The organism is Mesorhizobium sp. GW821-FHT07A06 (assembly GCF_059419085.1).
In genome coordinates this window covers 179,358-200,097 of record NZ_JBWKRC010000003.1, presented here as the reverse complement: position 1 = coordinate 200,097, position 20,740 = coordinate 179,358, and the positions used below count along the sequence as shown (strand labels likewise).

Annotated in this window: 23 protein-coding genes; 12 read left to right on the top strand and 11 right to left on the bottom strand. The window is 62.6% G+C overall.

What is annotated here, in order from left to right; genetic code table 11:
• The first annotated feature begins 27 nt into the window (after positions 1 to 27).
• Both AC07SZ_RS11415 and AC07SZ_RS11410 read left to right on the top strand, forming a co-directional pair.
• Positions 28 to 252: a hypothetical protein gene (locus AC07SZ_RS11415; protein ID WP_244494115.1), complete on the top strand. Its 225-nt coding sequence runs from the start codon at positions 28 to 30 to the stop codon at positions 250 to 252.
• Positions 253 to 323: 71 nt separating this feature from the next.
• The gene (locus AC07SZ_RS11410; protein ID WP_494914315.1) at positions 324 to 824 is read left to right on the top strand and encodes a hypothetical protein; all 501 of its coding nucleotides are present in this window, start codon (positions 324 to 326) and stop codon (positions 822 to 824) included.
• 47 nt (positions 825 to 871) lie between these two features.
• Here the strand turns inward: AC07SZ_RS11410 and msrA are convergent, their stop codons facing one another.
• From msrA to AC07SZ_RS11390, 4 genes are all read right to left on the bottom strand, one after another.
• Positions 872 to 1,597: a peptide-methionine (S)-S-oxide reductase MsrA gene (msrA, locus tag AC07SZ_RS11405; protein ID WP_494914314.1), complete on the bottom strand. Its 726-nt coding sequence runs from the start codon at positions 1,595 to 1,597 to the stop codon at positions 872 to 874.
• Between the two features lie 426 nt (positions 1,598 to 2,023).
• Positions 2,024 to 2,302, bottom strand: coding sequence for a hypothetical protein (locus tag AC07SZ_RS11400; RefSeq protein ID WP_494914313.1), 279 nt, complete (start codon positions 2,300 to 2,302; stop codon positions 2,024 to 2,026).
• Between the two features lie 85 nt (positions 2,303 to 2,387).
• Entirely contained in the window at positions 2,388 to 3,092 is a 705-nt protein-coding gene (locus AC07SZ_RS11395) for a DUF1223 domain-containing protein (RefSeq protein WP_494914312.1), read from the bottom strand.
• Positions 3,093 to 3,232: 140 nt separating this feature from the next.
• Positions 3,233 to 4,357, bottom strand: coding sequence for a TadE/TadG family type IV pilus assembly protein (locus AC07SZ_RS11390; protein WP_172371561.1), 1,125 nt, complete (start codon positions 4,355 to 4,357; stop codon positions 3,233 to 3,235).
• Positions 4,358 to 4,563: 206 nt separating this feature from the next.
• Here AC07SZ_RS11390 and lepA point away from each other — a divergent pair, with 206 nt between their 5' ends.
• The 5 genes from lepA to AC07SZ_RS11365 all read left to right on the top strand — a co-directional run bounded on the left by lepA (position 4,564) and on the right by AC07SZ_RS11365 (position 10,026).
• Entirely contained in the window at positions 4,564 to 6,369 is a 1,806-nt protein-coding gene (gene lepA, locus AC07SZ_RS11385) for a translation elongation factor 4 (protein ID WP_056574126.1), read from the top strand.
• Between the two features lie 74 nt (positions 6,370 to 6,443).
• The gene (locus AC07SZ_RS11380; RefSeq protein ID WP_494914311.1) at positions 6,444 to 7,523 is read left to right on the top strand and encodes a DNA cytosine methyltransferase; all 1,080 of its coding nucleotides are present in this window, start codon (positions 6,444 to 6,446) and stop codon (positions 7,521 to 7,523) included.
• Between the two features lie 50 nt (positions 7,524 to 7,573).
• Positions 7,574 to 8,662 (top strand): DUF262 domain-containing protein, encoded by a 1,089-nt coding sequence (locus tag AC07SZ_RS11375; protein ID WP_494914309.1) that lies wholly within the window; start codon positions 7,574 to 7,576, stop codon positions 8,660 to 8,662.
• Complete coding sequence (locus tag AC07SZ_RS11370) at positions 8,646 to 9,395, top strand: MAE_28990/MAE_18760 family HEPN-like nuclease (protein ID WP_494914308.1); 750 nt, start codon at positions 8,646 to 8,648, stop codon at positions 9,393 to 9,395. Before AC07SZ_RS11375 ends, AC07SZ_RS11370 begins: the two co-directional genes overlap by 17 nt.
• 118 nt (positions 9,396 to 9,513) lie before the next feature.
• Positions 9,514 to 10,026: a hypothetical protein gene (locus AC07SZ_RS11365; RefSeq protein WP_494914306.1), complete on the top strand. Its 513-nt coding sequence runs from the start codon at positions 9,514 to 9,516 to the stop codon at positions 10,024 to 10,026.
• 256 nt (positions 10,027 to 10,282) lie between these two features.
• On the opposite strand, the gene AC07SZ_RS11360 is transcribed toward AC07SZ_RS11365, so the two are convergent.
• The 3 genes from AC07SZ_RS11360 to AC07SZ_RS11350 form a co-directional block, all read right to left on the bottom strand.
• On the bottom strand, positions 10,283 to 11,923 hold the full coding sequence (locus AC07SZ_RS11360; RefSeq protein WP_494914304.1) for an ABC transporter substrate-binding protein: 1,641 nt from the start codon (positions 11,921 to 11,923) through the stop codon (positions 10,283 to 10,285).
• Between the two features lie 504 nt (positions 11,924 to 12,427).
• Entirely contained in the window at positions 12,428 to 12,931 is a 504-nt protein-coding gene (gene secB, locus AC07SZ_RS11355) for a protein-export chaperone SecB (protein WP_056574136.1), read from the bottom strand.
• Positions 12,932 to 13,300: 369 nt separating this feature from the next.
• Complete coding sequence (locus AC07SZ_RS11350; RefSeq protein WP_081295061.1) at positions 13,301 to 13,801, bottom strand: FxsA family protein; 501 nt, start codon at positions 13,799 to 13,801, stop codon at positions 13,301 to 13,303.
• A gap of 198 nt (positions 13,802 to 13,999) precedes the next feature.
• Between AC07SZ_RS11350 and AC07SZ_RS11345 the strand changes: the two genes are divergently transcribed.
• The 4 genes from AC07SZ_RS11345 (at position 14,000) to AC07SZ_RS11330 (ending at position 16,855) form a co-directional block, all read left to right on the top strand.
• Positions 14,000 to 14,707 carry a Tim44/TimA family putative adaptor protein gene (locus AC07SZ_RS11345; RefSeq protein WP_172347762.1) on the top strand — a complete coding sequence of 236 codons (708 nt, stop codon included), beginning with the start codon at positions 14,000 to 14,002 and terminating at the stop codon, positions 14,705 to 14,707.
• A gap of 126 nt (positions 14,708 to 14,833) precedes the next feature.
• A complete protein-coding gene (mltA, locus tag AC07SZ_RS11340; RefSeq protein ID WP_494914302.1) occupies positions 14,834 to 15,934 on the top strand; it encodes a murein transglycosylase A in 1,101 nt (366 codons plus the stop codon).
• Positions 15,931 to 16,461 (top strand): Smr/MutS family protein, encoded by a 531-nt coding sequence (locus AC07SZ_RS11335; protein ID WP_494914301.1) that lies wholly within the window; start codon positions 15,931 to 15,933, stop codon positions 16,459 to 16,461. The genes mltA and AC07SZ_RS11335 overlap by 4 nt, the downstream gene beginning before the upstream one ends.
• 25 nt (positions 16,462 to 16,486) lie before the next feature.
• Positions 16,487 to 16,855, top strand: coding sequence for a helix-turn-helix domain-containing protein (locus tag AC07SZ_RS11330; RefSeq protein WP_056574150.1), 369 nt, complete (start codon positions 16,487 to 16,489; stop codon positions 16,853 to 16,855).
• Between the two features lie 91 nt (positions 16,856 to 16,946).
• Here AC07SZ_RS11330 and AC07SZ_RS11325 read toward each other — a convergent pair whose 3' ends face one another.
• The 4 genes from AC07SZ_RS11325 to AC07SZ_RS11310 all read right to left on the bottom strand — a co-directional run bounded on the left by AC07SZ_RS11325 (position 16,947) and on the right by AC07SZ_RS11310 (position 20,246).
• Positions 16,947 to 17,189, bottom strand: a complete 243-nt coding sequence (locus AC07SZ_RS11325) for a hypothetical protein (RefSeq protein WP_056574152.1) — start codon at positions 17,187 to 17,189, stop codon at positions 16,947 to 16,949.
• Positions 17,190 to 17,542: 353 nt separating this feature from the next.
• The gene (locus tag AC07SZ_RS11320; RefSeq protein ID WP_056574155.1) at positions 17,543 to 18,163 is read right to left on the bottom strand and encodes a transglutaminase-like cysteine peptidase; all 621 of its coding nucleotides are present in this window, start codon (positions 18,161 to 18,163) and stop codon (positions 17,543 to 17,545) included.
• Positions 18,164 to 18,322: 159 nt separating this feature from the next.
• Complete coding sequence (locus AC07SZ_RS11315) at positions 18,323 to 19,600, bottom strand: polyhydroxyalkanoate depolymerase (protein ID WP_494914300.1); 1,278 nt, start codon at positions 19,598 to 19,600, stop codon at positions 18,323 to 18,325.
• A 277-nt stretch (positions 19,601 to 19,877) separates the two neighbouring features.
• Positions 19,878 to 20,246, bottom strand: a complete 369-nt coding sequence (locus AC07SZ_RS11310) for a septal ring lytic transglycosylase RlpA family protein (protein WP_056574162.1) — start codon at positions 20,244 to 20,246, stop codon at positions 19,878 to 19,880.
• A 309-nt stretch (positions 20,247 to 20,555) separates the two neighbouring features.
• Here AC07SZ_RS11310 and AC07SZ_RS11305 point away from each other — a divergent pair, with 309 nt between their 5' ends.
• Positions 20,556 to 20,732, top strand: coding sequence for a hypothetical protein (locus tag AC07SZ_RS11305; protein ID WP_494914299.1), 177 nt, complete (start codon positions 20,556 to 20,558; stop codon positions 20,730 to 20,732).
• Positions 20,733 to 20,740: the final 8 nt, after the last annotated feature.

Sequence of the window (20,740 nt, the reverse complement as noted above, 5' to 3'; positions counted from 1 at the left end):
CAAACTGCCCTTCGCGCCGGCGGCGACATGCCTGACGAAGCGCCCGGCGAGGTGCTGGCGGATTCGAGACCCGTCGGACGACGGCCGCTACTGGGCCGGCTTCCCTGGCGGCTTGCCTCGCTGCTGTTGGCACCATTGCGCAAGGGCCGGCGCCGGTTGCCACCGCAGGACGACTATCTGAGACGCGACATAGGCTTGCCGGAGCTCGAGGAGCTGCCGCGGTACTGGGATTTCACCCGGTCGGACCACTGACACGTGCAGCCATCCGACTTGCCGGCGGCGGGAGCGGCTGCTCCCGCGCACATCAACACCGAGGAGAGAAAATGAACATTCATGTGTGGACCAAGCATCTCATCAACCTGTCGATCCTGTCGATCGCGGCCACGGCGGCCAATGCCCATGACACGGGTACGCTGGATGAGAAGGTACGGGCGGCCAATGGCCGTTTCGAGAACGTGGCGATGGCCACCGCCGAAGGCTATGCGCCGATCCCTTGCGCCAGCGGCATCGCCGGCGGCGCCATGGGCATCCACTATGTCAACGCGGCCTACCTGAAGGACGATGCCGTCGATCTCGCAAAGCCGGAGGCCGTCATGTACGAGCCGATGGCGGACGGCCGGCTCAAGCTGGTGGCGGTCGAATACATAACCTCGAAAGGCCCGGCCTCCCTGGAAGGGCAGCTGTTCAACTTCAACAGCGCGCCCAATCGCTATGGCCTGGGCGCCTTCTACGAGCTGCATGTCTGGGCCTGGAAGAAGAACCCGACCGGCACCTTCGCCGACATGAACCCCGATGTGTCGTGCGACGCGATGAAGGGCATGTAGGCGCAAATCTCCCCCTCGAGGGGGGAGATTACACGCGGCCTCCGAACTCAGTTGCTCGCCGACAGCACCAGCACCGGCTTCTCGCTGTACAGCGCCGGGAACAGCTGCTTCAGGTTCGCCACCTTGGGCAGGTCGTTGTAGACGATGTAGGGATAGGTCGGGTTCAGCGTCAGAAAGTCCTGGTGGTAGTTCTCGGCCGGGTAGAAGGTCTTGCCGGTCTCGATCGTGGTGACGATCGGCGCCCCATACAGCTTGGCCTTGTCGAGCTGGGCGATGTAGCTCTGCGCGATCTTCTTCTGGGCATCGTTCTCGGCGAAGATCGTCGAGCGATACTGGGTGCCGGAGTCCGGGCCCTGGTAGTTGAGCTGCGTCGGGTTGTGGGCGACCGAGAAATAGACCTGCAGCAGCTGGCCGTAGGTCACCTTCGAGGGATCATAGGTGATCTCGACGGATTCGGCGTGGCCGGTGCGGCCGGTGCCGACCGTCTCGTAGACGGCGTCATCCTTGGCGCCGCCGGTGTAGCCGGAGACGGCCTGGCTGACGCCCTTGACGTGCTGGAATACGCCCTGCACGCCCCAGAAGCAGCCGCCGGCGAAGATCGCCTTCTCGCTGCCCGAAGCCGCCTTTTCGTCCAGCGCCGGCGGCGGGATCACCACGGCGTCTTCCGCCGAGCGTGCGGGGGTCTGCCAGAAGGCGGCACCGGCGGCCGCCAAGGCGAGTGCGGCGAGCGCACTCCTGGCAAAGCCGGTCGAACGGGTCTTGATGTCGGTCATGGTTGCACTCCTCATGGCTTCCATTGGGTTCAGTCTATTGGATCAGGTACGTTGGCGCGATGCACGAGTTGCGGCAGAGCCTCACATTCGTGTGGCCGGGCGCATGTCCTCGCCATCCATGCCCTGGCTATTGACGGAAAAATTCCATCGTTTCGTCATCCACGGGCGGAGCAAGGAGCGCAGCGACGCGGCGCAGACCCGAGGATCCATGCCGGGACTCCAACGTGTCACCACGGTGCAGAATTCTGCTCCGCTGCACTCCTCGGCTAAGGTAACGGCATGGATCCCAGGGTCTCCGCGACGGAGCTTCGCTCCTGCTTCGCCCAGGGATGACGACGTTGGGGAGGCTCCGGCTAATCCCCAATGTCAGCGATGATCCATCGAAGAAGGACATCTGCAGCCCGTCAAATCCTCTGTGACGCGCCACTAGTTGGCCGGTTTCATCGCGTCGGCCGCCGGCTTCATCGCATCAGCGGCGGGCTTCATGGCATTGGTGGCCATCGGGTCGGCAGGCTTCATCGCGTCGGTCGCGGGCTTCATCGCATCGGCTGGCTTCATTGCATCCGTGGCCGGTTTCATGGCGTCGGTCGCCGTCGCATTGGCCGGCTTCATGGCATTGGTCGTGTCGTCGGCACGGGCGCCGGCGACGAAAACGGCGGCCGAAAGCGCGAAAGCGAGCGCCGGCAGGGTCAGGTACTTGGTCATGGGAGTCTCCTTGGGTTTTGGCGCGCGGAAGCGGGCCGGGTGATGCGTTGCCGTGTTCCACGACCCCGCGCGATAAAAAGGATGATCAGTTGGTCGCGGCGGCCAGGATCGGCCCGCCGCCGGGCGACTGCACCAGCACGGCGGTGCTCAAGCCACCGGCCGCGGCGGGCAGCGCATAGGCGGTGGCGTCGCCGGTCCAGCTGCCGAGCTTCGTCAGCGCGTGCACGACATTGGCATGCGGCAATGTGCGACCGGTGTTTTCGCCGCGCGCGACCGGCACCTGCACGACCCCCTTGGCGTAGCGCACCAGCCAGACATCGGCCTTGCCGCCTGGCGCTGCGCCTGCACCGATCGCGACCTTGCCGCCCTCGAGCCACAGCGACGGACCGCCGGTCCTGGCCGTTGCCTTGATCAGATGCTCGATTTCGCCTTGCGCGGCGCCGACGACATCGGCATGGCCGTTGACCACCACTTGCGGCGTGAACGGGCCGTCATGGCCGAGCGACGGTTCGTAGGAAACCTGGCGCTGGGTGAACTCCTGCTTGCCGAACGTGTCCTTCCAGCCGAGGTAATCCCAGTAGGTGACGTTGAAGGACAGCGCCAGCACGCCGGGCTGGTCCTTGACCTTGATGAGGTTGGCGTTGGCCGGCGGGCAGGACGAGCAGCCCTGACTGGTGAACAGCTCGACCACGGTGAGCGGCTGGGCGGCGGCGGCACCGAGCGAGGCAGCGAGCGCGAGCGCGCCCAGGCTGGACAGTGCGGCGAACCTTTGGGCTGGTGATCTCGGCATCGGCTTGCTCCATGGGGCGGCGCTGGGACGCGCCGGTCATTCCCCATTTCGCTGATGCCTGCCGCTTCGTTACAGCGCTCACCGGTTTGTGATGAGCGCGATCGTCCTTCGCCCGTGTCGGCGAAGGGCGAGCGGGGTGCTTACTGCGTCAGCGCCGTCTCGGATGGCCGCTGGTTGAAGGCGCACTTGCCGGTGACATTGTAGAAGAAGTCGGCATTCGTATAATCCGCCGGAAGCGAGTTGCCGCCGTCTTCCCAGGCCTGGTAGCTGGTCTGCGAGCAAGGCACGACGGAAAAGATGTCGATCAGCTTGCCCGAGGCCACCTCGGTCAAGGGCGTGGGTGTGGTGCCCAGATAGAGGTGGTTGGAGGTCGTGGTGTCGTTCGATTTGAACGTCGCCTTGTTGCCGGTCGTGACATCCATCTGCAGGGAGAGCTGGCCCATCTGGCTGACGTCGACGGCGGCGCCGCCGCCGGTGGCCGGCACGTTGGTGGTGGCGCAGGTGATCTGGAAATAGATCGTCTGTTTGCTGTTCCCGTCGTATTCGGGGGTCACTATCGCGCCCGCCGGCGGGTTGGTGAAATTGGATGTCGAGCCCACGGTGGTGCAGGTCTGCTTCTGGACCACGGTCGGCGTCGAACCGTTGACAAGCGATATCGTCGTGGTGCCGTAGCCCTTCTGTTCCGTCATCGAATAGGACTTGCTCCCGACCTTGTACGAATAGGTGTAGGGCGCGTAGACGTAGCTGGCCGTCATCAGTTTCTGCGCCGTCGTGCCGCCGAAATTCGTGCCGTAAAGCGTCACCGTCTTGTTCCAGTAACCCGACACCTTGTCGACCTTGAACGTCGCCTGCACCAGGCTGGGCGCCTTGTTGACCCCCGATTTGACCGCGACCGGCACGCTGTCGATCCTGGCGATGGTCATGAAATTGGTCGGCATGGCGAAGCTGGCCGACGTCTGCGCCGCGACGGTGCCGTCGGAGGCGACGTTGAAGCTCACCAGCGTCGCGGTGCCCTGGCCGTTGTTGGCGGCGAAATTGTCCTGCAGCGCCTGCTGGCGGTCAGGCAGCGTCGTGCTCGCTGGCAGCGTGGTGATCGCCAGCGTCGCGGCATCCAGCGCGGCCTGCATGCCGGAGCGGGTCTGGACGGCATCGGTATAGTCGACCGAGAAGCCGACGGCTGCGATCAATGGCACCAGGCTCAGGAAGAACAGCGGCATCATGGACCCGCTGCGGGAGCGGGCAAACCTGTCTGCAATTTTCTGCATTTCTTTACCCCCAAGGACATTAGTGGCCTTGCCGATACCACGCAGCCGGAAAATCAAGGTCTAACGGGATCGATCAAAGTTTATGCATTTACGGTCGCTTGACCGATATTCTCGATTTTTCGGCGCCGCTCTTCACTTTGTGACCGCAGGGCAGCCCTTGCGCCGCAAGCCTTGCCGCCGCTTGCCGCCCCTGCTAAAGCGCGCGCATGAGCACGCCCCTCGACCACATCCGCAATTTCTCCATCGTCGCCCATATCGACCATGGCAAATCCACGCTTGCCGACCGCCTGATCCAGCTGACCGGCGGGCTGGAGCTGCGCGACATGAAGGAGCAGGTGCTGGACTCGATGGATATCGAGCGCGAGCGCGGCATCACCATCAAGGCGCAGACGGTGCGGCTGAAATACCGCGCCAACAATGGCGAGGACTATATCCTCAACCTCATCGACACGCCGGGACATGTCGACTTCGCCTATGAAGTGTCGCGGTCGCTGGCCGCTTGCGAGGGTTCGCTGCTGGTGGTCGACGCTTCGCAAGGCGTCGAGGCGCAGACGCTGGCCAATGTCTACCAGGCGATCGACAACAACCACGAGATCGTCGTGGTGCTGAACAAGGTCGACCTGCCGGCCGCCGAGCCCGAGCGCATCCGCGAGCAGGTCGAGGAGGTGATCGGCATCGACGCTTCGGGCGCCGTGCTGATCTCGGCCAAGACCGGGCTTGGCATTCCCGACGTGCTGGAGGCAATCGTCCACCAATTGCCGCCGCCGCGCGAGGGCGACGCCACCGCGCCCTTGAAGGCGATGCTGGTCGACAGCTGGTACGACGCTTATCTCGGCGTCATCGTGCTGGTGCGCATCATCGACGGTGTGCTGAAAAAGGGCCAGACCATCCGCATGATGGGCACCGGCGCCAAATACCTGGTCGAGCGCACCGGTGTGTTCACGCCCGCCCGCATCAATGTCGACGAGCTCGGCCCCGGCGAGTTCGGCTTCTTCACCGGCTCGATCAAGGAAGTGGCCGACACGCGCGTCGGCGACACCATCACCGAGGACAAGCGCCCCACCGCGCATGCCTTGCCCGGCTTCAAGCCGGCGCAGCCGGTGGTGTTCTGCGGCCTGTTCCCGGTCGACGCCGCCGATTTCGAGGATCTGCGCGCCGCCGTCGGCAAATTGCGCCTCAACGACGCTTCTTTCTCTTACGAGATGGAAACCTCGGCCGCGCTCGGCTTCGGCTATCGCTGCGGCTTCCTGGGCCTCTTGCACCTCGAAATCATCCAGGAGCGGCTGGAACGCGAGTTCAACCTCGACCTGATCGCCACCGCGCCGTCAGTCGTCTACCGGCTGCTCCTCAATGACGGCTCGGTGAAGGAACTGCACAACCCGGCCGACATGCCCGACGTGGTGAAGATCTCGGCGATCGAGGAGCCGTGGATCCGCGCCACCATATTGACGCCCGACGACTATCTCGGCGGCATATTGAAGCTCTGCCAGGACCGGCGCGGCATCCAGGCCGACCTCTCCTATGTCGGCAAACGGGCCATGCTGACCTACGACCTGCCGCTCAATGAAGTGGTGTTCGACTTCTATGACCGGCTGAAGTCGATCTCCAAGGGCTACGCCTCGTTCGACTATCACCTCACCGACTACCGCGAGGGCGACCTGGTGAAAATGTCGATCCTGGTCAATGAGGAACCGGTCGACGCGCTGTCCATGCTGGTGCACCGCACGGCGGCGGAAAAGCGCGGCCGGCAGATGTGCGAGAAGCTGAAGGAGCTCATCCCGCACCACCTGTTCAAGATCCCGATCCAGGCCGCGATCGGTGGCAAGGTCATTGCACGAGAAACCATCTCGGCGCTGCGCAAGGACGTGACCGCCAAATGCTACGGCGGCGACGTCTCGCGCAAGCGCAAGCTGCTGGACAAGCAGAAAGAAGGCAAGAAGCGGATGCGGCAGTTCGGCAAGGTCGATATTCCGCAGGAGGCGTTTATCCAGGCGCTGAAGATGGGCGATTGATCCCGCTAGGATGATACGCCTTCCAGCGAGCTTTGAACGATTCAAAGCTAGGCGAATCAGATATGGTGGTTATCATGTCTGACTCGATCACCTTGCCGAAGAAGCGCGCGCCCATCGTGAAGGTAGTGGACTTGTTTTGCGGTGCCGGAGGCCTTGCCTACGGCCTGAAATCTGCAGGGTTCGAAATTGCAGCAGGTGTTGACCTCGACCCCGCCTGCCGTCATCCGTTTGAAACAAACTGTGGCGGGGAGTTTGCTGAGAAAAGCGTCTCCGACCTGACTAAGGCTGAGCTGGACGGCTGGTTTGCAGGAGCGGACGTTCGGGTATTGGCTGGGTGTGCACCCTGCCAGCCGTTCTCCACCTATTCGCAGAGTCGGAAGACGCCAGACGTTCGGTGGGAATTGCTTCGCTCGTTCTTAAAGCTAGCCGTCGAAGTCCTACCCGAAATTGTCACCATGGAGAATGTCCGTGGCTTGGCGAGCAAATCGATCTGGCAGGAATTCGTAACGGGTTTGGAGGGTGCAAACTACAAAGTTGCATGGGACGAAGTTCTTTGCAGCGACTTCGGCGTCCCGCAAACCCGAAAGCGGTTAGTTTTGGTCGCGTCACGTATCGGTCCGATAAGTGTACCGAAGGCTGCAGCAGGAACGGTGAAGCTGACGGTAAGAGACGCGATCGCCGCATTGCCCCGATTGGATGCTGGCCAGGCATCCAATCACGATACTTTGCATGTGGCCTGCCGATTGAGTTCAATTAACCTTCGAAGGATAAGGGCTTCAAAGCCCGGCGGGACTTGGCGAGATTGGCCGTCGGACCTTCGAGCGAGTTGCCATATGAAGGAAACCGGCGAGACCTATCCTTCTGTCTATGGTCGCATGTCTTGGGACGAATTCGCGCCAACAATGACTACTCAGTGCTTCGGCTATGGCAATGGTCGTTTTGGACACCCGGACCAGGATCGCGCTATTACGCTCCGGGAGGCAGCGATCTTGCAGTCATTTCCGGCATCATATTCTTTCATCCCAGATGGCAGTCGGCCTACCTTTGACAAAGTAGGAATGCTGATCGGCAATGCAGTGCCTCCAAAATTGGGCGAAGCAATCGGGCGAAGCGTATCGGATCATCTCGATAATATTCGGTCGATGCAAAACTGACTTTCCTGAAACCTTCCAAGCGTCTAGAACGTTGGCTCGGGGGGGTACGCATGGCTAAATCAAAGACAACTGACGGTTTCGATGAATCTGCCAGAGATGCAGCAGAGCGTGAAATACTCGAGCGCTCGAAGCGCATCGACTCCTACCTCGTAGAATTCACAATTGAGTTCTTGGCAGACAAGATGAAAGAGGGCGACTTCGTCGTGCCTGCCTACCAGCGTGAGTTCACGTGGGAGCCTTATCGCAAATCACGCTTCATTGAGTCTGTACTGATGGGGCTGCCGATCCCGTTTTTGTTTTTTTGGGAGATGCCCAATGGTCGACTTGAAGTCGTAGACGGCTCGCAGCGCCTGCGGACCATCGAAGAATGGGTTCATGGCGGCCTACGCCTTGGTGAACTGGAAGAGTTGCCCGCCCTTTCAAATTCTCGCTTCGCCGACCTGCTGGAATCACGACAGCGGAAGGTGAAGAACCGTTCGATCCGAGGGATCGTATTGAACGAGAAGGCGGACGATCAAGCTCGGTTCGATATGTTCGAGCGAATCAATACGGGAAGCAAGGCCGCCAACAAGGCAGAGGTGCGTCGCGGAGCACTGGGTGGCCCGTTTATTGATCTCGTGATCGAGTTGGCTAAAAACCCGCGCTTCGTGAAGCTTGCACCGGTTCCGGAAAAGGCCCTCCACGAGAGAGAGCGTGAGGAATTAGTAACCCGCTTCTTCGCATATGGTGACGGCCTTCAAGGGTACAAGGACCGGCCAGCAATCTTCCTCTTTGATTATACACGCCGGATGAACGAACGCTTTGAGTTAAACCCTGAGCTTGTCGCGGATTACCGAATTCGCTTCGCCGAAATGATAATGTTCATTGAGCAGAATAGCCCGAACGGATTTCGCAAGACCAAAACCAGCACCACTACACCACGGGTTAGATTTGAGGCGTTAGCGATCGGATCCTATCTTGCGATGAAGGAGAAGCCAGAGCTTCAGGTCGATGGACCCCACGTTCCGGTCTCGGAGTGGGTGGACTCAGAAGCGTTCTCAAACGTGACGACGTCAGATGGAGCTAACGTAGTGTCGAAGCTACGGGCACGAATCGACTTTGTCCGAAACAGGTTGTTGACAGATGCCGGGACCGCTTGAGACTGCTTTTGACGAACGACTTGCCGAGGTGAACGCCTACCTCAGCTTTCTGGATGAGTTAGATGCTGCGGCGGTATTGGGGCCTCCAAAGTTTAGTGTCACCGGCAATCCGCTGTCGCCGCAACAGATTCAGATCCTAAGGGCGGGCGTTTTTGTTCAGCTATACAACTTGATTGAAGCGATGATGACTCGCTGTTTGGATGCGCTCGCCTCCGCCTCTTGGAACGGTGCTTGGAAGGCGGCCGACCTCAATCCGCATTTCAGGAAAGAGTGGATCAAAGTAGTTATCGCTGCCAATAAGGAAATGAACGCCGACAACCGATTAAAGTATGCGGTAGCGCTGTCTGATTTGTTGGTACATGCTGCCCCAATTCCGGAATTCAAATTAGAGAAGGGTGGCGGCGGGAATTGGAATGACAGCAATATAGAAGACATGCTTCAGCGGGTCGGATTACGTCTGAGACTGACGCCGCCAGTGCGGGCGGCTGCAAAGCGTATATTCAGAAATAATCTTGGCCCGCTAGCTCTTGTGGTCAAACTTCGCAACGATCTAGCGCACGGCACGATCTCTTTCAGGGAATGCGGAGAGAACGAGACTGTCGCAGGCTTACGAGAGATTAGCGACAACACGTCCATGTATCTAAGAAGCGTTGTGAGAGCCGTGGAACGCTTCATTGAACGACATGAATTCCTAGAAGTCGCAAGGCGCCCGGTGGTAGCGTTAGCGATATAGTCCGGGAGTGTATGTGGGATGCGATCAAATACGCATCGGGCAATGCGCTCCCTTCGAAGTCACCCTTGGAGATTGTCCCATCCTGACCTATCCTTGAGCCCGGCTTGGGGAGGTCTTGATGCGCTCAAATCTGGATGTAGTCGCCTCTCTCGGCCTCGCCATCGGTGGCGCCTTCGGCCTCGCCGGCACCTTCGTGCCCAGCGCCTCACTCCGCGAGACACTCTGGACGATCGACGGCGCGGCGCTGGTGGTCGCCACCGCGCTGCTGACGATGAAATACCAACGGCTGGGCAATGATTGCGTCGCCGCCGGGTTCCTGACCTTCCTCGCCGGCGAGACGCTGCTGCTGGCTGGCAATGCGGCCGGCTTGCAGGCCAGCGTGCCCTCCTATGTCGGCGGCATTTCGCTCTGGGCGGCAGCGCTGATCATGGTCAGCGCGCCGAACACTTTTGCGCTCTGGATGCGGATCACCGCGCTCCTGGCCGCCGTGCTGTTTGTCGTCTCGGCTTGCATGATCCTGTGGGGCGCGCCCTTGCTGCCGACCTCTGCGCCGCTGCCCGCCGCCGGCTATCCGTTCCTGGTGCTGACTTTTGTTGGGTGGATCTGGACGCTGGTCAGGGCGGAGCGGTGAGCGCGGCGCCTCTTCCTTCTCCCCTTGTGGGAGAAGGTGGATCGGCGCGTCAGCGCCGAGACGGATGAGGGGTGTTCCAGCGGAGTGAGGCGGTAGAAAGATTGGGTGCTTACAAGCGCCTAGTCTGCAAGGCAGCGATCCGTCACGCACCCCTCATCCGTCTTGCCGCTGCGCGGCAATCCACCGCCCTGGGCGAGTCACGGGCCTCGCCCGCCCTTCGGGCCCCACAAGGGGAGAAGGCAGAAGCGCCGGCGCCTCAACTCTCCAGCCAAACCTTCTCAAAGTGCTGCTCCAGCGCCTGGTGCTGCTCGCAGCCCTCCACCCCCTTGCGGTATGTCCTGTACACCGAGCGCCAGTAGGGTTGGATGATGATGCCGGAATCGCGCAGATTCTTCTCGATGCCGGCCATGATCTCCTTGCGGGCCTTGGCGTCGGGGGTGGCGAGCGCCTTGTCGAGGAGGTCGTCGAACGCCTTCGAGGCGTAGGCGCTTTCGTTCCAGGCCGCACCCGATTTGTAGGCGAGCGCCAGCACCTGGACGCCGAGCGGGCGGCCCAGCCATTCGGTGCAGGAGAAGGGGTATTTGCTCCAGTCGTTCCAGAAGGTGGCGGCGGGCAGCACGGTGCGCTTGATCTTGAGGCCGGCCTCGCGCATCTGCGCCGAGATGGCGTCGGCGGTGCTCTTCTGCCATTCGACGTCGACCGAGATGAGCTCGTACTCATGGCCCGGCTTGCTGGAGGCGGCGAGCAGTTTTTTCGCCTCCTCCATGTCGCGTTTCGCGGGACCGATATCGGCATATTCGGGATGCATGGGGCCGACATGGTGGTTGTCGGCCGGTTTTCCCCGCCCGTCGAGGCCGAGCTTCAGCACGGCGGCATTGTCGACGGCGAGCTGGGCGGCACGGCGCAGCTTGACGTCCTGATAGGGCGCGTTGCCGACATTGAAGCGGGCGACGATGGTGGAGCCGGTGGCGATCTCGGAATTCCTAAGCCCCATCTTGTCGGTCTGCGAGACGGCGTCGGAAGCGGTTTCGTGGTCGGTGTCGATCTCGCCGGATTCGAAGGCCGACAGCATGGCGTTGGGGTCGGAGCCGTAGTCGATCCACTGGATGCCGTCGAGGTAGAACTCGCCCTTCCACCACGGCTTGTCCTTGCGCTTCACCTCGGCGCTTGTTTCGGCGTCCCATTTCACCAGCTCGCAGGGGCCGGTGGTGATGGCCAGCGCCTTCATGGGGTCGCCGTCACCCTCATAGGAGCGATGCATGATCAGCGCGGGATAGTCGGCCATGCCGGCGATCAGCGAAATGTCGGGCTTGGGAAGGTTGAGTTTTATCGTGTAGTCGTCGACCTTCTCGATGCCGCCAGCGACCACTTTCTTGGTGTCGGCATCGACCAGCGCGCCCATGCGGGCGGCGACCGAGTTGCCGGCCACGCCCGCCTCGCACCAGCGGGTGAGGTTGTGGACGACATCGTCGGCGTTGAAGGTGTCGCCATTCGACCAGGTGATGCCCTTGCGCACATGCAGCGTGAGCGTTTTGGCGTCGTCGCTCATCTCCCATTTTTCCAAGAGCCACGGCTCGAACGAGAAATCGGTGTTCCAGCGCACCAGATATTCGTTGCAGTGGCGGGCGACATTGGACATTTCGACGCCGTCGAAGGTGCGCGGGTCCTTGAACCCCTTGACGTTCATGGCGACGCGCAAGGTGCCGCCCTTTTTGGGCTCGGCGGCGCGGGCAGGCATCGCGGCGATGCCGCCCAGCGCGAAGGCGCCGGCGGCGCTGACGCCGAGGCCGGCCATCAGCGCCAGATATTCGCGGCGGCTGATGCCGCCCGTTTTGAAATCGTCGGCGACGGGTTTGGCCCGCGGGTGCAAATTGCGGTCGGTCAGCATGAATTTCATCGTCGTTCCCTTTGTCGTTGGTGCATGCCGCCCAGGGTGCGAAGCGGTTTTGGGACAACGGCATGCACGGAAGCAGGCCCGCCCCGATCGATCGCCTACGCGGGGGCGGTTGCGACCGCCGGGGCGCCATTGCCTGAGGCGGCGATGATAGGGTGAGGTGACGTCAGGGAGTGTTCTGGAATCCGCAGAGCTTGTGCGGTGTTCCGCAAGTGGGGTGACGGCCTCCTCAGTTCGTCATCCACGGGCGGAGCAGCCGCGCAGCGGCGTCGCGGAGACCCGAGGATCCATGCCGCGACCTTGCCGACGGGATTCAACGGTGCAGGATCTGAACCGTGGCGACGCATTGGAGTCCCGGCATGGATCCCTTGGGCTGCGAAGCAGCTCCAGGGGTCTGCGCCGCGTCGCTGCGCTCCTTGCTCCGCCCGTGGATGACGAAGGGAGGGGCGCCGCCAACAAAAAGCCCGGCTCGAGGCCGGGCTTTTCAGAAACACGAAGGAGAAGCGATCAGCTGACCTGGACCTTCGAGGACGCGGCCTGGTCCTCGGCGATCTTCTGCTGGAACATCTGCGCGAAATCGATCGGGTCGAGCATCAGCGGCGGGAAGCCACCATTGCGGGTCGCCTCGGCGATGATCTGGCGAGCGAAGGGGAACAGCAAACGCGGGCATTCGATGAACAGGATCGGCAGCATGTGCTCCTGCGGGAAGCCCGAAATGGCGAAGACGCCGCCATAGACCAGCTCGACGTTGAACAGCACTTCCTGGTCGAAGGAAGCCTTGGCGTTCAGCGTCAGATTGACGTCGAACTGCTTGTCGGAGAGCGGGTTGGCGTTGACGTTGACGTTGATGGCGATGCCGGGCGCCTTGTCGCGGCCGCGCAGCGAATTCGGCGCGCCGGGGCTTTCGAAGGACAGGTCCTTCACATACTGGGCCAGGACGTTGAGCGATGGCTGCGCCGCCGCATTGCCGTTTCCGTTGGCGCCGACCGGCGCGTCATCATTGCTGGCCATGAGCCTTTTCCTTTTGCCTGGGCAGCGTTGCTGACCGAATTGAAATCGGGCGTTCGCTACCATGGCCGGCATGACAAGACAAGGTTTGCCGCCTTGTGGTTCGGGGGATTGGCTCGAGGCTGGTGCAGCTTCGACTTGGCGTTTGAGAAATCGTTTTCGAAGCCGGCGCCGCCCCTCACCTGCCTGCCGGCACCCTCTCCCCGTAAACGGGGCGAGGGACGCTGTTCTCGCCGATTTCGCTAATCACCAACGTTACAAGGATGGCGCCGCCGTCGCGGCCAGCTTCTTTCGCCCCGTTTACGGGGAGAAATGCCCGGCGGGGCAATGAGGGGCAGCGCTAACGTTCGGGAACAGGCCGCAACCGCGTTCTCAGTCGTCCTTGAGACGCCGCCACGGCGAATTGTGATCCGGGCCGCGCTTGAAATCGTCCTCGCGCGAATAGTCGCCGTCGTCGAGGTCGATGACCTTTTCGCGCGGCCGGCCGCGGAAACCGCCGGCCGAGAAATCGGTGGCCACCACGATGCGGCCCTTGAAGCGGCTCCAGGCGAAGTCGCGCACCGGCGGCAGGAACAGGAGCAGGCCGATAATGTCAGTGATAAAGCCGGGGATGATCAACAGGATCGCCGCCACCACGATCATGGCGCCATGCGCCAGCTGGCGGGAGGGATCATGGCCGGCATCCATCTCGGCGCGGATGCGGGCCATGACGCCGAAGCCCTGGTGCCGGAGCAAAAGCACGCCGGCGATGCTCGAGGCCAGCACCAGGCCGACCGTCGCCAGCGCGCCGACCTCTCGGCCGACGATGACGAAACCGGCGATTTCCAGCAGCGGGAGCGCGAGGAGGAAGAGGGGAAGCAGCGAAATGCGCAAGTCTTTACCGACCATTCGATTGTTTTGCCCGCTGGCGACCAATCGCCGCTGGCACGGAGGCTGTTAGATAGGTATGCCTGCCTTTGATTTGAATGATTGCACCTTGCGTTCTATATGCTTTGAATGTTGAACGCTATGCGACCGCGGCCTGTTGGCTGGACGGTCCGGCCTAGAGGCAGGGATTGATTGGCGGAAGATATGGGTTTCTTCGACTTCGGCACGATTTTCTTCCTGATCGCGGCGGTGGTGATCTTCTTCCAGCTGCGCAACGTGCTGGGCCGTCGGACCGGTAGCGAGCGGCCGCCCTTCGACCCCTACACGGCGGCGCGCACCGACAAGGACGCGACCCAGAAACCCGAGAATGTCGTTTCGCTGCCGCGCAAGCGGCTGCCGGGCGAGCCGGCACCGGCCGATGCCTACACGGCGATCGACGCTTTCGCCAAGCCCGACACCGATCTCAACAAGGGCCTGCGCGCGATCAAGGACAATGATCCGTCCTTCGATCCGAAGGGCTTCGTCGACGGCGCCAAGATGGCCTATGAGATGATCGTCATGGCCTATGCCGACGGCGACCGCAAAACGCTGAAGAACCTTCTGTCGCGCGAAGTCTATGACGGTTTCGTCGCCGCGATCGGCGAGCGCGAGGCCAAGTCGGAAAAGATCCAGTCCTCCTTCGTCGGCATCGACAAGGCCGACATCGTCTCGGCCGAGATGAAGGGCGGCGAGGCGCATGTGACGCTGCGTATCATCAGCGAGCTGATTTCGGCGACGCGTGACAAGGCGGGCGCCGTCATCGACGGCGATCCGGAAACCGTGGCCGAGGTCAAGGATGTCTGGACCTTCGCCCGCGACACGCGCTCGCGCGATCCGAACTGGAAGCTCGTCGCCACCGAAGAAGAAGACTGAGTCCCGATGCATGTCGCCCAAAAGTGCGAAGCGGTTTTGGGACGACGACTTGCATCAAAACCAAGACTCGAAGCGCGTCGCATGACGCTCTTCAAACACGACGCGCTTTAAAGCGACGGGGCTCCGGTGTCGCTATCGCCTCTCTTCCTCGAAAAATCCTTTGACGACCTGCCCGGCTGGGGCGACGACGACCACCTGCCGGCCTTCGAGGCTTTTCGCCGTTCCGCCTTCCATGTGCCGGTAAAACCCTATCGCAGCGGCGCCCTCGGCGTCGATTTCAGTGCCTTCAAGGCGGCTTACGCGGAGGCGCGCACCGCGCCGCCCGTGAACCGGTCGGAGGCGCGAACTTTCTTCGAGCGCCATTTTGTCCCCATGCTGGTGCGGCCCGAGACCGGCGCCGGGCTGGTCACCGGCTTCTACGAGCCGCAAGTGGAGGCCTCGCCGGTGCGGACCGGGCGGTTTGCCGTGCCGCTCCTGTCGCGTCCGCCCGATCTCGTCGATGTTGACGACGCCAACCGGCCGCGGGGGATGGATTCCTATCTCGCCTTCGCGCGCCGCACGGCGGACGGAACGGTCGAGTATTTCGACCGTGGCGCGATCGAGCGCGGGGCGCTTGAGGGCCTGGGCCTGGAGATCGCCTGGCTGGCCGACAGGGTCGACGCCTTCTTCGTCCATGTGCAAGGGGCCGCGCGGCTCGCCATGACCGATGGCCGGCTGCGCCGCGTCACCTACGCGGCCAAATCGGGCCAGCGTTTTACCGGGCCGGGCAAAATCCTGAGCGAGCTGGGGGAAATCCCGCTGGCGCAAGTGACGATGCAGTCGATCCGCGCCTGGTTCAAAGCGCATCCCGGGCGCATCGACGAGATCCTGTGGCAGAACCGCTCCTACATCTTCTTCCGCGAGGCCGATGTCGAGGACGCGGCCCTCGGCCCGATCGCCGCCGCCAAGGTGCCGCTGACGCCGGGCCGCTCCGTCGCCGTCGACCGGCTGCTGCACACATTCGGCACGCCCTTCCACATCGACGCGCCGACGCTCACCGCCTTTGACAAACAACCGTTCCGGCGGCTGATGATCGCGCAGGACACCGGCTCGGCCATCACCGGGCCGGCGCGGGGCGATCTCTTCGCCGGCTCCGGCGACGCGGCCGGCGAAATCGCCGGCGTGGTGCGCAACGCCGCCGATTTCTACGCGCTGGTGCCGCGCCCGCTGGCCGGGGGCGCCAGATGAGCAAGCGTCCGGACAAGCTCAGCGAGGACGACCGGGTGCTGTGGAACCTGGTGGCGCGCACGGCCAAGCCGCTGAAGGGCAGGGCCGCCGTCGACATTCCCGATATCGCCGCCAACGCCATGCCGACATCGTCGCAAACGGCGCAACCCGCCGCCAATGCGCCGGGCGCGGCAAAGCCGAAGGCGCAGCATGTCACGCATCGCCTCGACGAGCCGACGCTGGACAAATTGGCGAAGGGCCGGCTGCCGATCGAGGGCCGCGTCGACCTGCATGGGATGACGCAGGACGAGGCCTATTCGCTGCTGTTCTCGTTCCTGCACCGGGCGCATGCCGGCGGTGTCCGCTATGTCCTGGTCATCACCGGCAAGGGGTCGTCCTCCGGCGGCGACGGCGTCTTGCGGCGCGCGGTGCCGGCCTGGCTGTCGACGCCGGCGTTCCGGCCGCTGGTCTCCAGCCACGACCATGCCGCCCGCAACCATGGCGGCTCGGGCGCGCTCTATATCAGGCTGCGGCGGGTGCGTTCATGAGGGCTGAAGCCGTGGGGCGGGGCGCATGACACCGTTCGGCGAGAGGCTGCGGGCGCTTCGCGCCGATCGCGGCGTCACCCAGAAGGACATGGCGGCGGCGATCGGCATCAGCGCCGCCTATCTGTCGGCGCTCGAGCATGGCAGGCGCGGCGCGCCGACCTGGACGCTGATCCAGAAGATCATCGGCTATTTCAACATCATCTGGGACGATGCCGAGGAGCTGGCGCGGCTGGCCGAAGCCTCGCATCCGCGCGTGAAGCTCGACACGTCGGGTCTCAGCCCCGCCGCCACCGAGCTGGCCAATCTTCTGGCCGAGAACATCGAAAAGCTCGACGAAGCGGAGCTGCGCCGCATCACCGCCTCGATCCGCGCGGCGCTGGGCCGGCTGAAGTAACCGGTTTTATCCGCATTCCGCGACGGCGGGACGTTCGCCTGGCCGCAAGACAGTGCCCGCCGGCATCGGCCAGCGGGCAGGCGTGGCGAGATCAGTTCTTGCCGGCCGTGCTGCCGTTGGGGTTGCCGCCGTTGGTGCCCGGGCGATCATGGCCGTGGTCATTGTTTCCACCGCCCAGGCAGTCCGATGCGCCGGCAGTGCCACAACAACGGCCGGCCCAGAGGTCATTGAGGTTGGTGTGGGCGCAGCTGACCGTCTGGTCGGCCATCGCGGATCCGCCCAGGGCCGACACGGCGGCAACGGCGAGAAGGGTGTTTCGCAGAAAAGCAGTCATTTGAAGTCTCCATGGTTGGGTTTCGTCATTCACGGCTGTGTGTCGCCGGGCGAACGGAAATGGTTCACGGAGAGATTGAGAAAATTTTCGGGAGGGATGCGCGAGGTGCGCGACTGGGCATGTCGGCGCCGCCCCTCATCCGCCTGCCGGCACCTTCTCCCCGTGTAGAGACGGGGAGATGGGGAACAGCCGCGCCGCTGGCGCTTGTACGTTGGCGAAAGCGCCTAACAGCGTCTTTCTCCCCGTCACTATACGGGGAGAAATGCCCGGCAGGGCAATGAGGGGCAGCGCCAGCCTCTGCTATAATAACCGACAACGGGTGAAAGCCACGGCTAAAAAACCGCTACCAGTCCCTATTCCACCGACCCCACCAGGACCTGCTGGCCGCCGCGGATCGAGACCCAGCGGCCTGTGTTGTCGATCGCCTGCCGCTTGAGGAAGCGGTAGCCGGTCTGGTCCCAGGCCCTGACCTTGTCGGTCAAATTGTCGAGCACGTAATCGCCCTTGTCGGTGCGCACGGTCAGCACCGAATGGCCTTCACCGTCCGGTTTGCGCACCACGGTGATGAGAAGATCGGAAAGCGAGATGCCCGAGCGGAACAGTTGGCGCCGCTTTTCCAGCACATAGTCCTCGCAATCGCCGACGCCCTTGTCGGGATAGGCCCAGACCTCGTCCTTGCCGTATATGTCCATGTCGCTCATCGGCTTGACGGCGGCGTTGACCCTGGCGGTGACATTGACGAGCTTGCGCATCAGCCCGTCGGTCATCCTGGCCGGAGCCAGGTTGCTCGGACGGATCGAGCATTCGGCTGGGTGCAGCTTGCAGAAATCATAGTGGCCGATCGGCTGCGAGGTGATGCCCCCGGTCGCCATCGCCCCGGCCGCCAAGGCCGGTGCCATCCAGCCTCCCGTGGCTGCCAGACCGGCCGCGGCCACGCACACGCGCAGCCTTCTCGCCATTGTTGAGGAATTCATTGTCCCCGCTCACCCTGTTGTTAACGAAACGTTAAGGGCGATCGACAGTCCGTGTCAATTACGACGACAGGCTGATTTGCAGCATGGTTACCCGCGGGGAGGGACAGCGGCACTTGTGCAACAGAATCAGCCCTGAAGCCGATTCTGTCCCGGAATTGCCTATCGCTTGGCAGTGCGGACCAGCTTCGGCTTCATCGCGACGCGGTTCTGGCGGCCATAGCTGGTGATGAAGTCGACAATGCGCGGCACGATCTCGGAGCGGAAGCGCGAGCCGTTGAAGACGCCGTAATGGCCGACCGCCGGCTGCATGTAATGGGCCTTCTTGTCGGCCGGGATATTGACGCACAAATCCTGCGCCGCCTTGGTCTGGCCGAGGCCCGATATGTCGTCATTCTCGCCCTCGACCGTGAACAGGGCGACATTGCGGATGACCGACGGGTCGATACGGGTGCCGCGATGCGTCATCTCGCCCTTGGGCAAGGCATGGCGAACGAAAACGGTGTCGACGGTCTGCAGGTAGAACTCGGCCGTCAGGTCCATGACCGCCAGATATTCGTCATAGAAGTCGCGGTGCTTCTCGGCGTTGTCGCCATCATGCTTCACAAGGTGCATGAAGAAGTCCTTGTGGGCGATGATGTGGCGGTCGAGGTTCATGCTCATGAAGCCAGACAGCTGCAGGAAGCCCGGATAGACCTCGCGGCCGAAGCCCGGCACCGGCCAGGGCGCGCGCATGACGACATTGTCGCGGAACCAGTCGATGCCCTTTTCCTCGGCCAGGAGATTGACCGCGGTCGGGTTGCGGCGGGTGTCGATCGGGCCGCCCATCAGGGTCATGGTCGAGGGCACGAAGGGATCGCCCTTCGCCTCCATCAGCGCCACCGCCGCCAGAACCGGCACGGAAGGCTGGCACACCGCCATCACATGGGTGTCAGGACCCAGCGCATGGAACATGTCGACGATGTAATCGATATAGTCGCCGAGATCGAAACCGCCGTCGGCCAGCGGCACCATGCGGGCATCGACCCAGTCGGTGATGTGGACATCGGCATAGGGCAGCATGGCTTCCACCGTGCCGCGCAGCAGCGTGGCGTAATGGCCCGACATCGGCGCGACGATCAGAAGCTTCGGATCCGGCTTGCGGCCGGCCGGCACCGCGCGTTCGAAGCGGACCAGATTGCAGAAAGGCTTCGACCAGACGGTCTTCTCGGTGACCTCGACGCTCTTCCAGTCGACGACGGTCTTGCCGAGGCCGAAGGCGGGCTTGCCATAGCGGCGCGTGGTGCGTTCGAAGAGTTCCGCGCCCGCGGCGACCGAGCGGCCCCAGGGCGTGTGGGCAATCGGATTGAGCGGGTTGGAGTAGAACATCCGCACCGCGTCGGCATAAAGCCGTGCCGGCTGCAGCGCCGCATGGTTCAATTCATAGAGCTGATAGAACATCGACAACCCCGCTGCTGCCTGCGACCGAAGGGACGACGAGCAGCGCCGAGCCTCAAATGTCTCGCGGCGAAGTTAACAACTAATTGCTGCGATGCAATACGTCACGTGGCGTGACCAATGGTTCTTTCGTCCAAAGGCTTGCAAATCCGCCCGGAATGGCGGAGCCGGCTCAGTGTGCGTTGCCGAAATGTGTAGGAAATATGTCGGGCCGCCGGAACCATGATCCCGAAAACCGGTTCCTGTTTTCGAAGGAGATCATGGTCCAGGGATAATCACATCAGACGCGTGCCATGCAGACCGAGGTATGGCCGGAACCGATGAAGCCGAGCTGGCCGGCGGCGCCCTTCGACAGGTCGAGTACGCGTCCGCGAATGAACGGGCCGCGATCGTTGATGCGCACGATGACGCTTTTGCCATTGTTCTGGTTGGTGACCCGCAATTTGGTGCCGAAAGGCAAGGTGCGGTGGGCGGCGGTCATCGCCGAGGGGTTCATGCGCTCGCCCGATGCGGTTTTCGAGTGCAGCGCGTACCATGAAGCGCGACCGCACTGGCCGGCGGCGGCGGTCGCCGAAGTGGCGGAAGCGCCGACCATCAGGCCAGCAGCGATCGTTACCGCGACAAGCGCGGTCTGGTTTAGGTTCTTCATCTGTAAGGGGTGGCTCCGTTTTTGACAGACCCAAGCCGTTAGGTGCCGAATAAGGCAGGAAATGCGGCAAGCATCTGTCCGTTCCGTGGCGAGATCACACGTTTGGAGTCACCGAGTAACAGTCTGTCAGGGATTTTCCGGCACAATTTGATCCATTCTCGATGATCTCAGCGCCGATATCCGAGATCGTTTTGACAAAATGACAAATTAATTTCCAAGTAGAATCCGGTGTGATTGTGCCACTTCCTTTGGCTCTTTCATCACGGTCACGGCACGGCCAACGATCGACTTGAAAAGCGAGATCCGTCAATGAGACTGACCAAAAATCTGCTGGCCTTGATTGTGCTGGCCATCGGTGCGCTGTGGTCGCTGCAAGGCATCGGCGTGGTCGGCGGCAGCTTCATGACCGGCCAGCCGCAATGGCTCTATATCGGCATCGTCACCATGCTGGTCGGCTTGGCCGGACTGGTGTGGGCGAACCGGTAGGGGGTGGG

What these genes read in the sequence shown, in the direction of transcription:
- AC07SZ_RS11310 (WP_056574162.1), bottom strand. Translation starts at nt 20,246, where the DNA reads ATGAAGAACCTAAACCAGACCGCGCTTGTCGCGGTAACGATCGCTGCT.
- AC07SZ_RS11415 (WP_244494115.1), top strand. Translation starts at nt 28, where the DNA reads ATGCCTGACGAAGCGCCCGGCGAGGTGCTGGCGGATTCGAGACCCGTC.
- AC07SZ_RS11305 (WP_494914299.1), top strand. Translation starts at nt 20,556, where the DNA reads ATGAGACTGACCAAAAATCTGCTGGCCTTGATTGTGCTGGCCATCGGT.
- AC07SZ_RS11390 (WP_172371561.1), bottom strand. Translation starts at nt 4,357, where the DNA reads ATGCAGAAAATTGCAGACAGGTTTGCCCGCTCCCGCAGCGGGTCCATG.
- AC07SZ_RS11375 (WP_494914309.1), top strand. Translation starts at nt 7,574, where the DNA reads ATGGCTAAATCAAAGACAACTGACGGTTTCGATGAATCTGCCAGAGAT.
- AC07SZ_RS11325 (WP_056574152.1), bottom strand. Translation starts at nt 17,189, where the DNA reads ATGACTGCTTTTCTGCGAAACACCCTTCTCGCCGTTGCCGCCGTGTCG.
- AC07SZ_RS11360 (WP_494914304.1), bottom strand. Translation starts at nt 11,923, where the DNA reads ATGAAATTCATGCTGACCGACCGCAATTTGCACCCGCGGGCCAAACCC.
- secB (WP_056574136.1), bottom strand. Translation starts at nt 12,931, where the DNA reads ATGGCCAGCAATGATGACGCGCCGGTCGGCGCCAACGGAAACGGCAAT.
- AC07SZ_RS11400 (WP_494914313.1), bottom strand. Translation starts at nt 2,302, where the DNA reads ATGACCAAGTACCTGACCCTGCCGGCGCTCGCTTTCGCGCTTTCGGCC.
- msrA (WP_494914314.1), bottom strand. Translation starts at nt 1,597, where the DNA reads ATGACCGACATCAAGACCCGTTCGACCGGCTTTGCCAGGAGTGCGCTC.
- AC07SZ_RS11370 (WP_494914308.1), top strand. Translation starts at nt 8,646, where the DNA reads ATGCCGGGACCGCTTGAGACTGCTTTTGACGAACGACTTGCCGAGGTG.
- AC07SZ_RS11315 (WP_494914300.1), bottom strand. Translation starts at nt 19,600, where the DNA reads ATGTTCTATCAGCTCTATGAATTGAACCATGCGGCGCTGCAGCCGGCA.
- AC07SZ_RS11395 (WP_494914312.1), bottom strand. Translation starts at nt 3,092, where the DNA reads ATGCCGAGATCACCAGCCCAAAGGTTCGCCGCACTGTCCAGCCTGGGC.
- AC07SZ_RS11410 (WP_494914315.1), top strand. Translation starts at nt 324, where the DNA reads ATGAACATTCATGTGTGGACCAAGCATCTCATCAACCTGTCGATCCTG.
- AC07SZ_RS11330 (WP_056574150.1), top strand. Translation starts at nt 16,487, where the DNA reads ATGACACCGTTCGGCGAGAGGCTGCGGGCGCTTCGCGCCGATCGCGGC.
- AC07SZ_RS11380 (WP_494914311.1), top strand. Translation starts at nt 6,444, where the DNA reads ATGTCTGACTCGATCACCTTGCCGAAGAAGCGCGCGCCCATCGTGAAG.
- AC07SZ_RS11335 (WP_494914301.1), top strand. Translation starts at nt 15,931, where the DNA reads ATGAGCAAGCGTCCGGACAAGCTCAGCGAGGACGACCGGGTGCTGTGG.
- AC07SZ_RS11320 (WP_056574155.1), bottom strand. Translation starts at nt 18,163, where the DNA reads ATGAATTCCTCAACAATGGCGAGAAGGCTGCGCGTGTGCGTGGCCGCG.
- AC07SZ_RS11345 (WP_172347762.1), top strand. Translation starts at nt 14,000, where the DNA reads ATGGGTTTCTTCGACTTCGGCACGATTTTCTTCCTGATCGCGGCGGTG.
- AC07SZ_RS11365 (WP_494914306.1), top strand. Translation starts at nt 9,514, where the DNA reads ATGCGCTCAAATCTGGATGTAGTCGCCTCTCTCGGCCTCGCCATCGGT.
- lepA (WP_056574126.1), top strand. Translation starts at nt 4,564, where the DNA reads ATGAGCACGCCCCTCGACCACATCCGCAATTTCTCCATCGTCGCCCAT.